16 protein-coding genes are annotated in these 17,481 nt (G+C 70.3%); 3 read left to right on the plus strand and 13 right to left on the minus strand.

The annotated features are described in order from the left end of the window. Window positions 1-21: 21 nt before the first annotated feature. Window positions 22-561: a 5-(carboxyamino)imidazole ribonucleotide mutase gene (gene purE / locus ACFYP5_RS19155; protein ID WP_389037178.1), complete on the minus strand. Its 540-nt coding sequence runs from the start codon at window positions 559-561 to the stop codon at window positions 22-24. Then, a complete protein-coding gene (locus ACFYP5_RS19160; RefSeq protein ID WP_389037181.1) occupies window positions 558-1,697 on the minus strand; it encodes a 5-(carboxyamino)imidazole ribonucleotide synthase in 1,140 nt (379 codons plus the stop codon). Before ACFYP5_RS19160 ends, purE begins: the two co-directional genes overlap by 4 nt. Before the next feature lie 188 nt (window positions 1,698-1,885). Between ACFYP5_RS19160 and ACFYP5_RS19165 the strand changes: the two genes are divergently transcribed. Next, on the plus strand, window positions 1,886-2,389 hold the full coding sequence (locus ACFYP5_RS19165; RefSeq protein ID WP_389037182.1) for a GtrA family protein: 504 nt from the start codon (window positions 1,886-1,888) through the stop codon (window positions 2,387-2,389). Window positions 2,390-2,522: 133 nt separating this feature from the next. On the opposite strand, the gene ACFYP5_RS19170 is transcribed toward ACFYP5_RS19165, so the two are convergent. Then, a complete protein-coding gene (locus tag ACFYP5_RS19170; RefSeq protein ID WP_389037185.1) occupies window positions 2,523-3,788 on the minus strand; it encodes an ATP-binding protein in 1,266 nt (421 codons plus the stop codon). A gap of 15 nt (window positions 3,789-3,803) precedes the next feature. Next, window positions 3,804-4,481: a response regulator transcription factor gene (locus tag ACFYP5_RS19175; protein WP_030926954.1), complete on the minus strand. Its 678-nt coding sequence runs from the start codon at window positions 4,479-4,481 to the stop codon at window positions 3,804-3,806. A gap of 484 nt (window positions 4,482-4,965) precedes the next feature. Between ACFYP5_RS19175 and ACFYP5_RS19180 the strand changes: the two genes are divergently transcribed. Next, window positions 4,966-6,456 (plus strand): oligopeptide:H+ symporter, encoded by a 1,491-nt coding sequence (locus ACFYP5_RS19180; RefSeq protein ID WP_389037188.1) that lies wholly within the window; start codon window positions 4,966-4,968, stop codon window positions 6,454-6,456. Between the two features lie 97 nt (window positions 6,457-6,553). Here the strand turns inward: ACFYP5_RS19180 and ACFYP5_RS19185 are convergent, their stop codons facing one another. The 6 genes from ACFYP5_RS19185 to ACFYP5_RS19210 all read right to left on the minus strand — a co-directional run bounded on the left by ACFYP5_RS19185 (window position 6,554) and on the right by ACFYP5_RS19210 (window position 12,197). Further along, window positions 6,554-7,969: a hypothetical protein gene (locus ACFYP5_RS19185; RefSeq protein ID WP_389037878.1), complete on the minus strand. Its 1,416-nt coding sequence runs from the start codon at window positions 7,967-7,969 to the stop codon at window positions 6,554-6,556. Window positions 7,970-7,983: 14 nt separating this feature from the next. Beyond that, window positions 7,984-9,117 (minus strand): hypothetical protein, encoded by a 1,134-nt coding sequence (locus ACFYP5_RS19190; RefSeq protein ID WP_389037881.1) that lies wholly within the window; start codon window positions 9,115-9,117, stop codon window positions 7,984-7,986. 17 nt (window positions 9,118-9,134) lie between these two features. Then, a complete protein-coding gene (locus ACFYP5_RS19195) occupies window positions 9,135-10,112 on the minus strand; it encodes a hypothetical protein (RefSeq protein ID WP_389037191.1) in 978 nt (325 codons plus the stop codon). A gap of 112 nt (window positions 10,113-10,224) precedes the next feature. Next, window positions 10,225-10,893, minus strand: a complete 669-nt coding sequence (locus ACFYP5_RS19200) for a peptidase (RefSeq protein ID WP_389037193.1) — start codon at window positions 10,891-10,893, stop codon at window positions 10,225-10,227. Between the two features lie 188 nt (window positions 10,894-11,081). Further along, window positions 11,082-11,585, minus strand: a complete 504-nt coding sequence (locus ACFYP5_RS19205) for an ATP-binding protein (RefSeq protein ID WP_389037195.1) — start codon at window positions 11,583-11,585, stop codon at window positions 11,082-11,084. A 243-nt stretch (window positions 11,586-11,828) separates the two neighbouring features. Beyond that, window positions 11,829-12,197, minus strand: a complete 369-nt coding sequence (locus ACFYP5_RS19210; protein ID WP_389037197.1) for an STAS domain-containing protein — start codon at window positions 12,195-12,197, stop codon at window positions 11,829-11,831. Between the two features lie 319 nt (window positions 12,198-12,516). Between ACFYP5_RS19210 and ACFYP5_RS19215 the strand changes: the two genes are divergently transcribed. Then, a complete protein-coding gene (locus ACFYP5_RS19215) occupies window positions 12,517-13,485 on the plus strand; it encodes an RNA polymerase sigma factor SigF (protein ID WP_389037884.1) in 969 nt (322 codons plus the stop codon). Between the two features lie 112 nt (window positions 13,486-13,597). Here the strand turns inward: ACFYP5_RS19215 and hutI are convergent, their stop codons facing one another. From hutI to ACFYP5_RS19230, 3 genes are read right to left on the minus strand one after another with little or no spacing between them, the layout of a single operon-like run. Continuing rightward, entirely contained in the window at window positions 13,598-14,770 is a 1,173-nt protein-coding gene (hutI, locus tag ACFYP5_RS19220; RefSeq protein ID WP_389037199.1) for an imidazolonepropionase, read from the minus strand. Window positions 14,771-14,802: 32 nt separating this feature from the next. Then, on the minus strand, window positions 14,803-16,170 hold the full coding sequence (locus ACFYP5_RS19225; RefSeq protein ID WP_389037201.1) for a formimidoylglutamate deiminase: 1,368 nt from the start codon (window positions 16,168-16,170) through the stop codon (window positions 14,803-14,805). Next, window positions 16,161-17,375 carry an allantoate amidohydrolase gene (locus ACFYP5_RS19230; RefSeq protein WP_389037203.1) on the minus strand — a complete coding sequence of 405 codons (1,215 nt, stop codon included), beginning with the start codon at window positions 17,373-17,375 and terminating at the stop codon, window positions 16,161-16,163. Before ACFYP5_RS19230 ends, ACFYP5_RS19225 begins: the two co-directional genes overlap by 10 nt. Between the last annotated feature and the right edge of the window lie 106 nt (window positions 17,376-17,481).

Raw genomic sequence — 17,481 nt, forward strand, 5'->3', positions numbered from 1 at the left:
GGTCGCCCTCCCCCTCTGCCGCTACTTGCCGAAGCCGAAGGAGTCGCTGCCCTCGACCTTGTTGCGCAGCCGCTTGCCCTTCTCCGTCGCCTGGTCGTTCAGCTCCTGCTGGAACTCCCGCATCCGGGCAAGCAGCTCGCCGTCGTGGGCGGCGAGGATGCGCGCGGCGAGCAGGCCCGCGTTGCGTGCGCCGCCGACCGAGACGGTCGCGACCGGGACACCGGCCGGCATCTGCACGATGGAGAGCAGGCTGTCCATGCCGTCCAGGTACTTCAGCGGGACCGGGACGCCGATGACGGGCAGCGGGGTGACGGAAGCCAGCATGCCGGGCAGGTGGGCGGCGCCGCCCGCGCCCGCGATGATCGCCTTGAGGCCGCGGTCCGCCGCGTTCTCCCCGTACGCGATCATTTCGCGCGGCATCCGGTGGGCGGAGACGACGTCGACCTCGTAGGGGATCTCGAACTCGTCGAGGGCCTTGGCCGCTGCTTCCATGACGGGCCAGTCGGAGTCCGAGCCCATGACGATGCCGACGACGGGCGCGGCGGAGGCGGGGGAAGTCATTCGGTGATCGTTCCTCGCAGGTAGTCGGCCGCGTGCCGGGCGCGCTCCCGCACGTCCGCCAGGTCGTCGCCGTAGGTGTTGACGTGCCCGACCTTGCGGCCGGGCTTGACGTCCTTGCCGTACATGTGGATCTTGAGCTGCGGGTCGCGGGCCATGCAGTGCAGGTAACCCTGGTACATGTCCGGGTAGTCGCCGCCGAGGACGTTGGACATGACCGTCCAGGTGGCACGCGGGCGCGGGTCGCCGAGCGGCAGGTCGAGGACGGCCCGGACGTGGTTGGCGAACTGCGAGGTGATCGCGCCGTCCTGGGTCCAGTGCCCGGAGTTGTGCGGGCGCATCGCGAGCTCGTTGACGAGGATGCGGCCGTCGCCGGTCTCGAAGAGTTCGACCGCGAGGTGTCCGACGACGCCGAGCTCGGCGGCGACCCGGAGGGCCAGCTGCTGGGCCTCGCCGGCGAGCTTCTCGCTCAGTTCGGGGGCCGGAGCGATGACCGTGTCGCAGACGCCGTCGACCTGGATCGACTCGACGACCGGGTAGGCGACGGCCTGGCCGTGCGGCGAGCGGACGATGTTCGCCGCCAGCTCCCGTACGAAGTCGACCTTCTCCTCGGCGAGGACCGGGACGCCGGCCCGGAACGGTTCGGCCGCGTCCGCCTCGGAGCGGACCACCCAGACACCCTTGCCGTCGTAGCCGCCGCGGACCGTCTTCAGGATGACGGGGAAGCCACCGACCTCGGCCGCGAACGCCGCGGCGTCGGCCGGGTCCGTCACGATGCGGTGGCGGGGGCAGGGCACACCGATCTCCGAGAGCTTGGCGCGCATCACCCCCTTGTCCTGGGCGTGCACCAGCGCGTCGGGACCGGGGCGCACGGGGATGCCGTCCGCCTCCAGGGCCCGCAGGTGCTCGGTCGGGACGTGCTCGTGATCGAAGGTGATCACGTCACAGCCGCGCGCGAAGGCACGCAGCGTGTCCAGGTCGCGATAGTCGCCGACGACGACTTCGTTCACCACCTGGGCCGCCGAGTCCTGCGGGGTGTCGCTGAGGAGCTTGAATTTGATGCCGAGGGGGATACCCGCCTCGTGGGTCATACGGGCGAGCTGACCGCCGCCGACCATGCCGACTACCGGAAACGTCACTCCTCCAGGGTATCCGGCGTCCCGGGAACAACCGGACGACGCCCCTGCGGGCGGTCCCGTGACGGTTCCACGCGGTCCTGTGACGGCTCCGCGTCGCCGGGTTCTGCGTCAGCTCACAGGCATCCCACAGGGGTGCTGGTTAGCATGACCGGGTTGACCGAATCCACGGACGGGGCTGAGCGATCACCATGAGCGAACGGGGCGCACTGCGAACCCGGCTGGATCGGCTGGCCCGGGAGGTCGCCAAGTTCGGCGCCGTCGGTGCGCTGGGTCTGCTGGTCAATATCGCGGTCTTCAACCTGCTGCGGCACACCACGAACCTCCAGGTGGTGCGGGCCAGCCTGCTGGCGACGTTCGTCGCCATCCTCTTCAACTACGTGGGCTTCCGCTACTGGACGTACCGGGATCGTGACAAGACCGGCCGGACCCGGGAGCTGATGCTGTTCCTGCTGTTCAGCGCGGTGGGCGCGGTGATCGAGAACGGTGTGCTGTACACGGCGACGTACGGATTCGGGTGGAACAGCCCTGTCCAGAGCAACGTGTTCAAGATCCTCGGAATCGGGATCGCGACGCTGTTCCGGTTCTGGTCCTACCGGAGCTGGGTCTTCAAGGCGCTGCCGGCCAAGGACGGTGCAGGTGTGGTGGCGCAGGGGCAGGCTCCGGTGGCGCCGGCGGAAGCGGTACGGCGCTGAGGCACCGGGGCCGCCCGGTGACCGGTCTGCACTCGATCTCCCCCATGACCTCAAGGACATGGGGGAACCCCCTCGACGGGCTCTGTCCCGTCCGATGCCGTACTGCGCAGGTGCGGGTCCGGACTCGCTCGAGTCAGCGCACCGGGCGTTCCGGTTCCAGGCGGGGGACGGGCACCCGGCTCAGGAACAGGGCGAAGACCGCCGGCTGCTGCTGGAGCAGTTCCAGACGGCCGCCGTCGGCCTCGGCCAGGTCGCGGGCCACCGCCAGGCCGATCCCCGTGGAGTTGCGGCCGCTGATCGTCCGCTCGAAGATCCGGGCACCCAGGTCGGGCGGGACCCCGGGGCCCTCGTCAGTCACCTCGATGACCGCCTGGTTGCCGGTGACCCGGGTGCGCAGCGCCACCGTGCCACCACCGTGCATCAGTGAGTTCTCGATCAGTGCGGCCAGCACCTGGGCGACCGCACCCGGGGTGCCGACGGCCCGCAGGCCCTGCTTGCCGGAGCGGACGATGGCGCGGCCCTCGCCGCGGTAGGCCGGACGCCACTCCTCGATCTGCTGCTTGACGACCTCGTCGAGGTCGAAGACGACCGCGGAGCCGGTGCGCGGGTCGCGGGCATTGGTCAGCAGCCGTTCCACCACGTCGGTGAGGCGCTCGACCTGGGTGAGGGCGAAGTTCGCCTCTTCCTTCACCGTGTCCGGGTCGTCGGTGACGGAGATCTCCTCGATCCGCATGGAGAGCGCGGTCAGCGGGGTGCGGAGCTGGTGGGAAGCGTCGGCGGCGAGCCTGCGTTCCGCGGTCAGCATCCGCGCGATCCGCTCGGCGGAGGAGTCGAGGACGTCGGCGACCCGGTCCAGTTCCGGCACCCCGTACCGCTTGTGGCGCGGTCGCGGGTCGCCGGAGCCCAGGCGTTCCGCCGTCTCGGCGAGGTCGGTGAGCGGCGAGGCCAGTTTGTTGGCCTGGCGTACCGCGAGGAGCACCGCGGAGACGATCGCGAGCAGCGCCACCGCACCGATGATCATCAGGGTGCGGCCGACCTCGCGGGTGACGGCCGAGCTGGACTCCTCGACGGTGACCTTCTCGCCCTGCTCCCCCGACGCCGTACTGCTGATCACTCTGCCGGTGGGGCGCGTGCCCACCTCGAGGGGGGCACGTCCGGGGATCCTGACGAGCGCGTACCGGTTGTCGTCGACCTGTTCGGCCAGCACCGAGGGGTTGATCCGCTCGGCCCCGAGGAGCCGGCTCTCGACGACGCTGATCAGCCGCAGCGCCTCGGAGTCGACGCTCTCCTGGGCGCTGTTGCTGATGGTGCGGGTCTCGACGATGACGAGGGAGACGCCGAAGACGGCGATCACCACGAGCACCACGGCGAGGGTGGAGTTGATCAGTCGGCGGCGCATGACTGTTTCTGTACGTCAGCTCTTCTCGAAGCGGAAGCCGACGCCCCGGACGGTCGCGATGTAGCGGGGGTTGGCGGCATCGTCGCCGAGCTTCTTGCGGAGCCAGGAGATGTGCATGTCGAGGGTCTTCGTCGACGACCACCAGGTGGTGTCCCAGACCTCGCGCATCAGCTGGTCGCGGGTGACGACCCGGCCCGCGTCGCGGACCAGGACCCGCAGCAGGTCGAACTCCTTCGCGGTGAGCTGGAGTTCCTCATCGCCCATCCAGGCCCGGTGCGACTCGACGTCGATCCGCACGCCGTGCGTGGCGGGCTGCGGCGAGGGCTCCGTGGCGCCGCGCCGGAGCAGCGCCCGGACCCGGGCGAGGAGCTCGGCCAGGCGGAACGGCTTGGTGACGTAGTCGTCGGCTCCGGCGTCCAGGCCGACGACGGTGTCCACCTCGTCGGCGCGGGCGGTGAGCACCAGGATCGGCACGGTGTGGCCGTCGGCGCGGAGCCTTCGGGCCACTTCGAGGCCGTCCATCCCGGGCAGGCCCAGGTCGAGCACGACCAGGTCGATGCCGCCCTGGAGACCGGCGTCGAGAGCGGTCGGGCCGTCTTCGCGGACTTCGACCTCGTAACCCTCCCGACGCAGGGCGCGAGCCAGGGGCTCCGAGATGGAGGCGTCGTCCTCGGCGAGCAGTACACGGGTCATGGGGTGATGGTAGTCCGCATGAGGCGGCTGTCGTGAGGTGATCGACAAGGCCTGCGGGTCCGCGGCCCGAACCGAGGCGTGCCTTCGAATATGCGAGTCTGGTTGCATTCATCCCTGTGATCCATCTCTCAAGTCCTTCCATATCCGGCACTGTGGTGTCGTATGGTGGCTCGACGCCTGTTGCACTACTCAAGGACCTTTGGGCAGCTTTAAGCGCCGAAGGTCTCTTTTGTATGCGGGCTGGTACTCGCCAGCCTTTTGGTTCAGTGAATGACCTGTGGCCGGGCCCGGAGCGCAATGAGCACTCCGGGCGTGGATCCCGATGCGGTCGGTCCCCCGACTCCGACTCCGTACCAGGTACGGGGTCCGGAGCGAATCCCCTCTCAGGCGTGAGGGGTGGGCGCAGCCACATCGGTGCCGGCCTCCCCCCACCGGGCGCTCAACGCTCACAAGGCGTCGCGTCCCGAGCAAGCAAGGATCGACCATGGCGTCCAGCCTGACGAAGGACTCAGCCAGCACGTCCGGCTCCGAGAAGACCTTCTTCGGCCACCCCCGCGGCCTGGCCACTCTCTTCATGACCGAGATGTGGGAGCGTTTCAGCTATTACGGCATGAGGGCCCTGCTCCCCCTCTACTTGATCGCCCCCAACGGGCTTCACATGAACCCGGCCACGGCCACGGCGATCTACTCGGTCTACGTGTCGCTGGTGTACCTGCTCGCGATGCCCGGTGGCTGGTTCGGTGACCGCGTCTGGGGTCCCCGCAAGACCGTCGCCGTCGCCGGTGCGGTCATCATGATCGGCCACCTCGCGCTGGCGCTGCCCACGCAGGGCACGTTCTTCGCGGGTCTCGGCCTGGTGGCCATAGGCTCCGGTCTGCTGAAGTCCAACATCTCGACGATGGTCGGCCAGCTCTACGACGGCCCGGACGACCCGCGCCGTGACGGTGGCTTCACGATCTTCTACATGGGCATCAACGTCGGCGCCTTCGCCGCGCCGCTGGCCATCGGCACCGTCGGCGAGAACGTGAACTGGCACCTGGGCTTCGCGCTCGCCGCGGCCGGCATGGCGCTGGGTCTCATCCAGTTCCTGCTGGGCACCCGCCACCTCAACGAGCGCAGCCTCGTCGTCCCGAAGCCGCTGTCCGCCGCCGAGCGTGCGAGCACGCTGCGCAAGGCCATGATCTGGATGGCCGTCGCCGCGGTCTTCTACATCGTCACCGTGGTCACCGGCGTCTACACGCTCAACTGGATCCTGGTCCCGATCACCGTCGCCGGTCTGATCATTCCGATCGTGGTCCTGGCGCGCATCAAGCGCGACAAGGAGCTCAGCGCCGCCGAGCAGTCGAAGATGTCCGGCTACATCTGGTTCTTCGTCGCCGCCGCCATCTTCTGGATGATCTACGACCAGGGCGGTTCGACGCTCGCGATCTTCGCCGACTCCTCGGCCGAGAACAGCGTCTTCGGGTGGGACTTCCCGGTCTCCTGGTACCAGTCGGTCAACCCGGTCCTGATCATGGCGCTGGCCCCGGTCTTCGCCGCCTTCTGGCTGGCGCTGAACCGCCGTGGCAAGGAGCCGAGCACCATCGTGAAGTTCAGCTCCGGTCTGGTGCTGGTCGGTGCGTCGTTCTTCCTCTTCCTGGCTCCGCTGATGATCGCCACGGACGGCCACAAGGCCGCCGCGATGTGGCTGGTCGCGATCTACTTCGTCCAGACGGTCGCCGAGCTGACGCTGTCCCCGGTGGGCCTGTCCGTCACCACGAAGATGGCTCCGGCCAAGTACGCCAGCCAGATGATGGGTGTCTGGTTCCTGGCCGTCACCGCCGGTGACTGCACCACGGGTCTGCTCTCCATCGCGGGTGTCGACCTCAACGGAACCGGTGTGGTCACGCTGCAGGCCGCCCTCGCGGCGGCTGCGGGTGTCGCGATCTTCATGTACCGCAACAAGGTCAAGCAGCTCATGGGCGACGTGCGCTGACGCACCGATCGCTGATGCGCTGACCGCTCGTACGAAGGGCCGTCCCACCGGTTGACCGGTGGGACGGCCCTTCGCGTTGCCCTGTACGGAGCTCAGCTCACCGGGTGCCGCGCAGCCGGCGCCAGGGGGTGAACGTGAACACGGCGCCGCCCAGCAGGATCGCCGTACCGGCGACCAGGCCGAGCGCGCGCAAAGTGCCGTTGTCCTCGGCGCCGGTGGCGGCCAGCCCGCCGCCGGAGTCCGTACCGCCGCCGCTCGTGGCTCCGCCCGCGTCCGAGCCGCCGGCGGCCCCGCCGGGCTGGGACGAGGTGTCCAGCTCCAGGGAGACCGCGACATCGGCGGGTGGGGTGCAGGTCGTCGTCGTGCCGAGCGCCATCACGGTCAGTACACCCGGGCTGAGAGTGGACTTGCCGCTTGCGCCCGGCTTGTACGTACCGGTGAGATCGGGGATCTCGATCGGATCGCCGGACTTGATGGGCTCCTTGTTGGTGGGACCCTCGACATGGACCGTGCCCTTGTCGGCTCCGCCGAGCTTGACCTCCATGGAGGGCTTCACCGAATCGGCCGGGATGTCGGCGGGACTGTCCATGACCGACTTGCTGAACTTCACCGTGAGGTCGAAGCTGCCGCCGTTCTTCTTCGCGTTGATCTTCACCGGGGAGGTGGCGTTCTTGTCACCGATCGGCGTCTTGCAGGCGTACGCGACGGACACCTCCTTGCCCTCGAAGTCGGTCTGACCGCCGCCGCCACCGCTCGACCCGGCGGTGGTGCCGCCGGAGTCCGCGCCTCCGGTGTCCGCACCGCCGGCCGTCGTGCCCGCCGTGGTCCCGCCGTCGGCCGTCGTCCCGCCCGCGGTGGTGGAACCGGTGGTCGTGCCGGTGGTCGTGCCGGTGGTCGTGCCGGAGATGGTGCCACCGACCGTCGTACCGGCGATGGTGCCACCCACTGTCGTACCGGTGGTCGTGCCGCCCGCCGTCGTACCGCCGCCGTCCGTGACCTTGATCGTCGCGCCCGGCTGCACGGTCTCCTTCGGGGAGCACTTGGTGTCGGTGGAGATCGGCTTGGAGACGTTGATGTTGTACGCGTCCGGCGTCAGCGTGATCTCGCCGGCCTTCTCCAGCTTCAGCATGCCCTTCATGTCGGGCAGCACCATGGGGCTGTTCTTGGGGATCGGCGGGTTCTGCCGGGGCCCTTCCATCGGCAGGTCGCCACCGGCCGCGCCGCCCACCTTGATCGTGCCGGTCGGCTTGACCGTGTCCTTGTCCAGATCGAGGACGTCGGGGTTGCCGGAAGCGGCCGCGACCGTCTTCCACACCACCTCGACCGTGTCCCCGACCTTCGCCTCGGCGGGCGCGGTCAGCTGTACCTCGGTCGTGCCCTGTACGGGCGGCAGCCCGGAGATGGCCGGTGGAATGCACTCCGTCTTGTACGAGACGTCGGCGGCCTGTGCCGGGCTCGCGGCCAGCAGGATCCCCGCGCCGCCGAGCATCAGCGCGACTCCGGCCGCGCTCATCCTCCGTTGGGTGCTCACGAATGTCCCTTCGTCGTGGGTCTGTTCTCTGACGGTGCGGATTCGGGTGTGAACCACGGCAGCGCGGCCGTGGCGCCCGCGGCGGACCCGGTGCGTCCCGCCCGGTCCTCCGTCGCGGGGTTCACAGGGGTGGTGCCAGGTGTCCGGCGCAGCGTCGGGAGCTTCGCGGTCACGTCGGTGAGCTGTGGGTGGCGGTGACGTCCGGCCCGGACCGAGGCATGCGGGGTGCGGGGCCGGACCTTGTCGACGATCGCCATGCCGATCCGGAACACGGCGGCCGGTACGACGACGCAGAGCAGGATCCAGAAGAGGGTGACGCCCCACGGCCGGCCCACCCCCCACGGCTGTTCGGCCAGCACCTTCGTCCCGTACCGCAGGGAGATCTGGTAGTCGCCGTGCGCGCCCGCCGTCAGTTCGACCGGGAGTTTGATCTGCGCCTTGCGGCCGGGCGCGATGGTGCCGCGCCACTGCTGTTCCTCCCACTGCGGGGCGAAGACGCCGTGCGCCGTACCGACCTGGAAGACCGGGTCCTTGACGGGTGCCGTGCCGAGGTTGCCGACGGTGAGGACGAGCCTCCGTGCGGGCGGGGCACCGAACCAGGTGAGGATGCCGCTGTCGCCCTCCAGCCGGGTCGTGGCGAGCACGGCGAGCTTCCCGCCCTCGGTCTGCTTCGGCAGCGGAGCGACCGGGTGGCCGGCGACGACGAACACGGCGTCGGCGGTGGCCTGTTCCCCGGTGACCGTGGCGACATGCACCACGCACGGGCACGGCTCGGGGGGCTCGGCGACGGGCATCCTCTTGCTGAAGGCGCCCTTGGTGTCGGTGGTGACGGCGCGTCCGTCGGCGTTGGAGCAGGAGTTGGTGCCACCGATGACGCCCCTGCCGGGCGCGGACTGCCCGCAGATCAGCATCATCAGCAAGGTGTGGGGCCGCCAGCCGGTGCCTTTGACGGTGATCTCACCGCCCTTGCCGGCCTGCTGTTTCGAGAGAGTGACCGCGGGCTTTCCGTCCGCCGCGCGGGCCCCTGGTGCGGGGAGGAGCAGCAGGGCGGGCACCAGGGCCACGAGCAGCGCGGTGGCCCATCGGTGGCTGCCGCGCCCGAGGGATGCCGGTCCGGTCCGTCGACCCACGTGTCCGGTCTGTCGTCTCACCTGTCCGCTCCCGCCTTCACCAAGTGCCTTTCGTCCGACGTGGGTCGAGATACCGGGCCGTCGCCGTCCGGCGGCCGCCGCTGTCTGCGCCGCAGCCGGTACCCGGCCGCCGCGGCCGCGGCCAGGAACAGCAGTACGCCGACGGTCACCGGCACCCACGGGACGAGGACCGCCGAGCCCGTCGCCTCGCTGTGCGCGCCGCCCGCGGCAGTGACCCGCAGCCGGACGGTGACGGAGTCGAGGGCGGGGACGTCCCGCCACGCTTCGGTGAGCTTCGCCCGCTGTCCGGGCAGCAGCTCCACCGGCAGGGACCGGGCCTCACGCCGCAGCAGCGTGCCGAACACCCCGTCCGCGCTGACGGCAAGGTGCGGGGCGAGGGCCGCATTGCCACGGTTGACGAGGGTGTAGTGAATGGTCCGGCCGGACACGGTGACGTCCTCGACGGTCAGTGCGGCCAGGGTCGGCCCGCTGACCCGGAGATGGACGCGTACGCCGACCGAACGGCCGGCGCCCTCGGCGACTATCGCGCCGGGGTGGTCGCCCGGTGGTGCACTTGTCGGCACGGTGACGGAGAACGGCACTTCGGCACGGGTACGGGCGGGCACGGTCACCCGGTCCGCCGCGAGCCGCAGCCAGGCGCCGGTCCCGGTGGAGCCCTTTGATCCGCGTGCCGCGAATTCACCGTCCTCGGCGTTGTACGCGTCGGCCCCGCGCAGCCGCACGGTGACCGGGGTGCGGCCCGGGTTGGTGACGGCGAGCCGGTCCTGCAGGACGGTGCCGGGCACACCCTCCAGGTAGAAGTACCGTCTGCCGCCGTCCTCGCCGGTCCGGGTCGCGGGGCCGCTCGCGACGGGCCGGGCCGTCCAGTCCGTGGCACTGTCCGCCCGCTCGACGGCCGCCGCCGGGTTCATGGCGAAGGCGCACAGCAGGACGGCGAGAACGGCTCGGGCGGCGTGACCGGTCGACGACGGCATGGGCGGGGCTCCCTGGTGCGTACAGAGCTGGTGCGTACCGAGCTGGCGTGTACGCACGGTGCGCGGACGGGGACTGCGGCCGTATCGGCCATGGGGTGGCGCGGCTCGTGGCTCAGCCCGCGGCCCGCTGCCCTCGCCGGGTCAGCCACAGCACTCCGGCCGCACCGGTCAGCAGCACCGTGCCGCCGAGTGTCCCGAGCGCCATCGCGGAGTCCAGCGGACCGGTCTTCGGCAGCTGGCCGCCGTCGTCCGACGGGTTCTGCGCGCCGCCGGCCGCTGCCGTCACATCGAGCTCCAGCGACGGCTTGGGGCTGTTGCCCGGGGTGCAGGTCGTGGTCGTGCCGAGTGCCTTGATGGTGAGCACCCCCGCGGTGAAGCTGACCTTGCCGCTCTTCTTCGGGGTGTACGTACCCGTCAAGTCACTGATCTTGATGGGGGTGTTGGCCGGGATCGCCGCCGCGTTCGCCGGGCCCGAGACCTGCACCTGGCCGGATTCGGCGCCACCCAGCCGGATCACCGCGCTGGGCTTCATGGCGCCCTTGCCCAGTTCGACGGGGCTGGACGAGACGCCCTTCTGGAAGGACATCGTGAGCGTGTAACCGCTGCCGCTCTTGACGCCCTTGATGTCGATGGGCGATACGGCACTCTTGTCCCCGATCGGGGTCTTGCACTGGTAGTCGACGTCCACGACCGTGGCGTGTGCGGCGGGCGCGGCCAGCAGCACCACCGAGCCGGCCAGCGCGGACGTCAGGGCGAGAGCTGTTCGCTTCGGGTACGACACCTCGAGTTCCCCTCCTGCCGGTGGTCGCCGCACGCCGCATCACATCGACGCAAGTTACTGACGACACATCAGATTGGGCGCTCAAGGTACGCCTGAGGCCTTGTGGAGGGAAGACAAAGAGCGCGCCGATCCGGCGCGCTCCTCGGGGATACGAATTCAGGGGTACGGAGTCGGGGGCCGGCCCGTGACTACGCGGGGACGGCCAGCTCCGCCCAGACCGTCTTGCCGGGTTCACCCGGCACCCGCAGAACCCCCCAGTCCAGACAGAGCCGCTGGACGATGAACATGCCGTGCCCGCCGGGCCGGCCGGCACGGTGCGGGGTGCGGGGTGCGGGCTGTCCCGCTCCGCCGTCGAGAACTTCCACCCGCAGCACCTTCGAGGTGCAGCCGATGCGCAGCTCCTCGGGCCCCTCCGCGTGCAGGCAGGCGTTGGTGACCAGCTCGGAGACGACCAGCAGGACGTCCTCGGCAGCCGCTCGGCGGTCGGCGCTCGACGCAGGCAGCCAGCCCCAGTCGTGGAGTGCCTGGCGGGCGAAATCGCGGGCCGCCGGCACGATGCCGCTGACCTGCCGCAGCGGCAGCGTGCGCCACTGTCGCTCGACCGACTCGGCGGAGGGTGCGTCGGAGCTGTCGCCCGTGCCCTCCGGCTCGCGGCCGAGGTCGCCCGGCTGATGCTGCCGGGTGGTGCTCATCAGCGCTTCACCTCACCGATTCACCATGTCGCCATCGAACAGATACAGATACAGATTCGGGACCGCTGCGGGCGCCGACACAGGCTCGGTACAGGTACCGGCCAGCTACAGAGTGTGCAGGTCGTTCCGGGCTCGCGAGGTCTCTCCTGCCCGCCCGAATCGTGACAACACCCACTTCGCCTACGCGGATCGCGTGGCATCGGGCGACACACGTGACTCCCGATGCCACATGCCGCACCACGATCAGGTGTCCAGAGCCTCTTCAAGGGAGTCGTGGACGGTGAAGACCGCCTCGGCCCCGGTGATCTCGAAGACCCTCGCCACCACCGGCAGCATTCCGGCCAAATGGACCCCTCCCCCGGCCGCCTCCGCCTTGAGGCGGGCACCGAGCAGCACATTCAGCCCGGTGGAATCACAGAATTCGAGTCGCGAACAGTCGACCACCAGGCGCACCCGCCCTTGCTCGACCGCGCTCTCCAAGGGCTCGCGGAGCAGGTCCGCGGTGTGGTGATCCAGCTCACCCACCGGCGTCACGACCTCACTGCGCCCCTCGGTCCGGGCCTCGACCTGAAGTCGACCCCGGCTCGCACTGCCGACCGTCTGGCGGTCCATGCCCGTCCCTCTTCACCGTTCGCGGTTGCCTGTGTCACTACCTGCATCATCGCTCACGCGTCACCGACTGTCACCGTGCATGCGGTTGCGCGTGCAGCCGTCACCGGCTTTCGTAAAACAGTACGCGTTCCGTACGCCACGCGGTAGCCAAGGAACCCTACAAACCGGACATTTGACATCAATTGGCAGTTGTAACTCGCCGCCCGGACCGGGTAAGGGTAGGAGGACACCCGAAACACGGCCGGCTTGGAGGCGCCGCTTCACCGCAGGAACACGTAAGGGCATCGGCAGCCATATGCCGAGAACGATGGAGGAGACCATGTCGCCCCGGCTCGACGGAACGCGTACCCACAACGCAACGTCAGCATGTCCTCAGGGACTGACCGAATCAGACTCCCCTGCAACGGTTGCCGTACCCGGCCCGCGCAGCAGCAACACCAGCACCGCCCGCAACACCAGCACAACCAGCAGCATCGGCGACGGTCTCGACGACCTTCCCGAGATCCCGCCGTACTCCGAAGTGGGTCCGCTGGACGCCAGAGCGCTTTCCAAGACGCTCTTCGCGCGGCTCGAATCCCTCGAAGAGGGCACCCATGAGCACGCGTACGTACGCAACACGCTCGTCGAACTCAACCTGGCCCTGGTCAAGTTCGCCGCCTCCCGGTTCCGCTCCCGCAGCGAACCGATGGAGGACATCGTCCAGGTCGGCACCATCGGCCTGATCAAGGCGATCGACCGGTTCGAGCTCAGCCGGGGCGTCGAGTTCCCCACCTTCGCGATGCCCACCATCATCGGCGAGATCAAGCGTTTCTTCCGCGACACCAGTTGGTCCGTGCGCGTCCCGCGACGACTGCAGGAGTTGCGGATCGACCTGGCCAAGGCGGGCGACGAACTCGCCCAGCACCTGGACCGGGCGCCCACCGTGGGCGAACTCGCCGACCGCCTCGGACTCACCGACGACGAGGTCGTCGAGGGCATGGCCGCGAGCAACGCGTACACCGCGAGCTCACTCGACGCCAAGCCCATGGAGGACGACACCGAGGGTGCGCTGGCCGACCGGATCGGCTACGAGGACCACGGACTCGCAGGTGTCGAGTACATCGAGTCCCTGAAGCCGCTGATCGCCTCGCTGCCCGGCCGCGACCGGCAGATCCTCTCGCTCCGCTTCGTCGCCAACATGACGCAGTCGGAGATCGGCGAGGAGCTCGGCATCTCCCAGATGCACGTCTCGCGGCTGCTCTCCCGGACGCTGGTCAAGCTCAGGAAGGGCCTGACGCTGGAGGAATGATTCCCCGGCACGTTCCGCGCCGTTGCGCGGCCTCACCATGCAGAAGGACCTGACCCGGCAACGGGCAGGTCCTTCCGCATGACTGACGTGGTGTCGGAGCCTGCCGACGCGGTCAGAGCGCGCGTTCGCCGCGCTGCCAGACCGCCTGGGCCAGCGGGACACCCGGCCGGTAGGCGAGGTGGACATGGCTGGGGGCGTCGAGGAGGACCAGGTCGGCGCGGGCCCCGGGAGCGATGCGGCCGATGTCCGTGCGGCGCAGGGCCGCGGCGCCGCCCGCGGTGGCGGACCAGAGGGCCTCGTCCGGAGTCATGCCCATGTCGCGTACGGCGAGGGCGATGCAGAACGGCACGGAAGAGGTGAACGACGAGCCCGGGTTGCAGTCCGTGGAGAGCGCGACGGTGGCTCCCGCGTCGAGGATCCGACGGGCGTCGGGCCAGTCGGCCCTGGTGGAGAACTCGGCGCCGGGCAGGAGCGTGGCCACGGTGTCGCTCTGGGCCAAGGCGTCGACGTCGGCGTCGGTCAGGTGGGTGCAGTGGTCGGCCGACGCGGCGTCGAGCTCGACGGCGAGCTGGACACCGGGACCGTAGCCGAGCTGGTTGGCGTGGACGCGGGGGTGAAGGCCCTTGGCCATGCCGGCGGTCAGGATCGCGCGGGCCTGGTCGCCGTCGAACGCGCCCTTCTCGCAGAAGACGTCGACCCAACGGGCGTACGGCGCACAGGCGTCGAGCATCGGTCCGGTCACCAGGTCGACGTACCCGGCAGGATCGTCGGCGTAGTCGGGGGACACGACGTGGGCGCCGAGGTAGGTGACCTCGTCGGTGTGGCGGGCGGCGATACGCAGGGCGCGGGCCTCGTCCTCGACGGTGAGCCCGTAGCCGGACTTGGTCTCGAACGTGGTGGTGCCCTGGCGGAGTGCCTCGGTCAGATACCGGACGACGTTGGCGGACAGCTCGTCGTCGGTGGCGGCGCGGGTGGCGGCGACCGTGGTCCTGATGCCGCCCGCGGTGTAGGGACGGCCGGACATCCGGGCGTTGAACTCCTGGGTGCGGTCGCCCGCGAAGAGGAGATGCGAATGGGAGTCGACGAACCCCGGGATCACCGCGCGGCCGCTCGCGTCGACGGCGTCGTCAGCGGCGGGTGCTTTGCTCGACTCGCCGGTCCAGACGACGCGGTCGCCCTCGATGACGACGGCCGCGTCCAGGATCAGGCCCAGGGGGGAATTGTCACCGAGGGAGGGGTCGTTGGTGACCAGACTGGCGATGTTGGTGATGGCGGTCGTCGTCATCGGGTGACTGCTCTCCTTGCGAGGGTCCGGCGTCAGTCGTGCAGGACGGCGACGGCCGAGGCGAGTGCTGCGGGTACGTCCTCGACGAGCGCGTGCTGCCCGTCCCGGACGATGTGCCGGCCTGCCACGACCGTATGCCGCACATCGGCGGCGGAGGCGGCGAATACGGCTGCTTCGGCCGCCAGTCGGGGCGCCGGTCCCGCGGTTCTGACGGAGTCCAGGGCGACGGTGGTGAAGTCGGCGAAGGCGCCCGGTTCGAGGGTGCCCGCGTCGGGACGGCCGAGTGCGGCGTGCCCGTCGGCGGTGGCGGCGCGCAGCAGTGCGGCCGCGGTCCAGTGGCCGCGGGTCCGGGTGCGCAGCCGCTCGTTGAGCTCCATCGCGCGGGCCTCTTCGAAGAGGTCGATCACGGCGTGGCTGTCGCTGCCCAGGGAGAGCGGCGAGCCCGCGCGCTGGAGGGCTACGGCGGGGCCGATGCCGTCGGCGAGGTCGCGTTCGGTGGTGGGACACATGCAGGTGCCGGTGGCCGAGGAGCCGAGCAGCGTGATGTCCTCACCGCTGAGGTGGGTGTTGTGGACGCCGGTGGTGCGCGGGCCCAGGACCCCGTGGTCGGCGAGCAGCCGGGTGGGGGAACAGCCGTGGGCGGCCTGGCAGGCCTCGTTCTCCGCAACCTGTTCGGAGAGGTGGACATGGAGGGGGGCCCGCCGCCCCTCGGCCCACGCGGCCACGGTGGCGAGCTGCCCGGCGGGCACGGCGCGCACGGAGTGGACGGCCGCGCCGATCAGGGCGTGGTCGGTGTCCTTCAGGAGGGAAGCGCGTTCGGCCCAGGCCTCGGCCGTGGTGTCGGAGAACCGCAGCTGGTACTGGTTGGGCTGCTGCCCGAACCCGGCGGCGAGATAGGCGGTGTCCAGCAGCGTGATCCGGATACCGGCCGCGTCGGCGGCGGCGATCAGGGCCTCGCCCATCGCGTTCGGGTTGTTGTACGGCACTCCGCCCGGCGCGTGGTGCAGATAGTGGAACTCACCGACGGCGGTGATGCCGGCCAGCGCCATCTCGGCGTACACGGCGCGGGCGAGGTCGTAGTACGTCTCGGGGGTGAGCCTGGACGAGACCTGGTACATGAGCTCGCGCCAGGTCCAGAAGGTGCCGGAGCCGACCTGGACGGTGGAGCGCAGGGCGCGGTGGAAGGCGTGCGAGTGGGCGTTGGCGAGTCCGGGAAGAGTGAGCCCGCGCAGCACGGTGGCGCCCGGCGGCGGGGCGCCGACGCCGGTACGCACCCCGGCGATCCGCCCGTCCGCGACGTCCAGGGCGACGCCCGGCTCGACATGGGTGCCGAGCCAGGCGTGGGACAGCCAGAAGGTCGCGGTGTCGCGCTTTCCCGTCGGTGTCGTTGTCAGCTGCACGCGAGCCCTTCCAGTACATCGGCGAGTGCGATCACCCCGGCCACGCAGTCGTCCTCGGCGGCGTGTTCGGCCGGCGAGTGCGAGATCCCGGTGGGGTTCCGTACGAACAGCATGGCGGTAGGGACCGAAGCGGACAAAATACCCGCATCGTGCCCGGCGCCGGTGCCGAGGACGGGCACGGCGCGGCCCGAGTCGTCGCCGCCCCTGCCCGTCAGGATCTTGCCGAGTTCGTCGCGCAGGGCGTGCTGGAACTCCACGACGGGCGTGAAGGACTCCCGTACGACATCGAGATCGATGCCCGCGCGCTCGGCGTGTTCCCGGGCGGCCCGCTCGATGCCGGTGACGACGGCGTCGAGGGTGTCCTGGTCGGCGGCGCGCGAGTCGAGCCAGCCCCGGACGAGCGAGGGGATGGCGTTCACCCCGTTCGGCTCGACCGCGATCTTGCCGAAGGTGGCCAGGGCACCGGTGAGCTGCGCCTCGCGGCGGGCAGCCAGCACGGTCTCGGCGTACGTGAGCATCGGGTCGCGCCGGTCCACGAGCCGGGTGGTGCCCGCGTGGTTGGCCTCACCCCGGAAGTCGAACCGCCAGCGGCCGTGCGGCCAGATGGCGGAGGCGATGCCGACCGGGTCGCCGGTGAGGTCGAGGGAGCGCCCCTGTTCGACGTGGAGCTCGACGAACGCACCGATCCGGGCCAGCCGTTCGGGGTCCGGGCCGATCACCTCGGGGTCGTAGCCGGCGGCCTCCATGGCCTGCGGCAGTGTGATGCCGTCGCCGTCGCGGAGCTGGTGCGCCTTCTCGACGGTCAGCTGCCCGGCCGCGAGCCGGGACCCGACACACGCGAGCCCGAACCTGGCCCCTTCCTCGTCACCGAAGTTGGTGATGGCGAACGGACGGGTGAACTCCGCTCCCCTGCAGCGGAGTTCATCGAACGCGGCGAAGGAGGAGACCACACCGAGCGGCCCGTCGAAGGCGCCGCCGTCGGGCACGGAGTCGAGGTGCGACCCGGTGACGACGGCGTCGTCACCGAGCGGGTCCCCGAGCCAGGCCCACTGGTTCCCGTTCCGGTCGACCTCGTACTCGAGCCCACGGGCTTCGGCCTGCGCCCGGAACCAGACACGGCAGTCAGCGTCGGCGGCGGTCCAGGCGTAGCGGCGGTAGCCACCGCTCCCGGGATGCCGCCCGATGGGGGCAAGCTCCTTCCACATGCCCTGGAAGGAGACTTGCGAGCCTTCGTTCCGCGGGGCGGGGGCGGCGTCTCCCCCGCCTTCAGGGCCATGGCGGAGGGTGGGCGCAGGCGAACCCGCGCCCGAC

The organism is Streptomyces sp. NPDC005262 (assembly GCF_042872425.1).
In the GTDB taxonomy this organism is placed as follows: domain Bacteria; phylum Actinomycetota; class Actinomycetes; order Streptomycetales; family Streptomycetaceae; genus Streptomyces.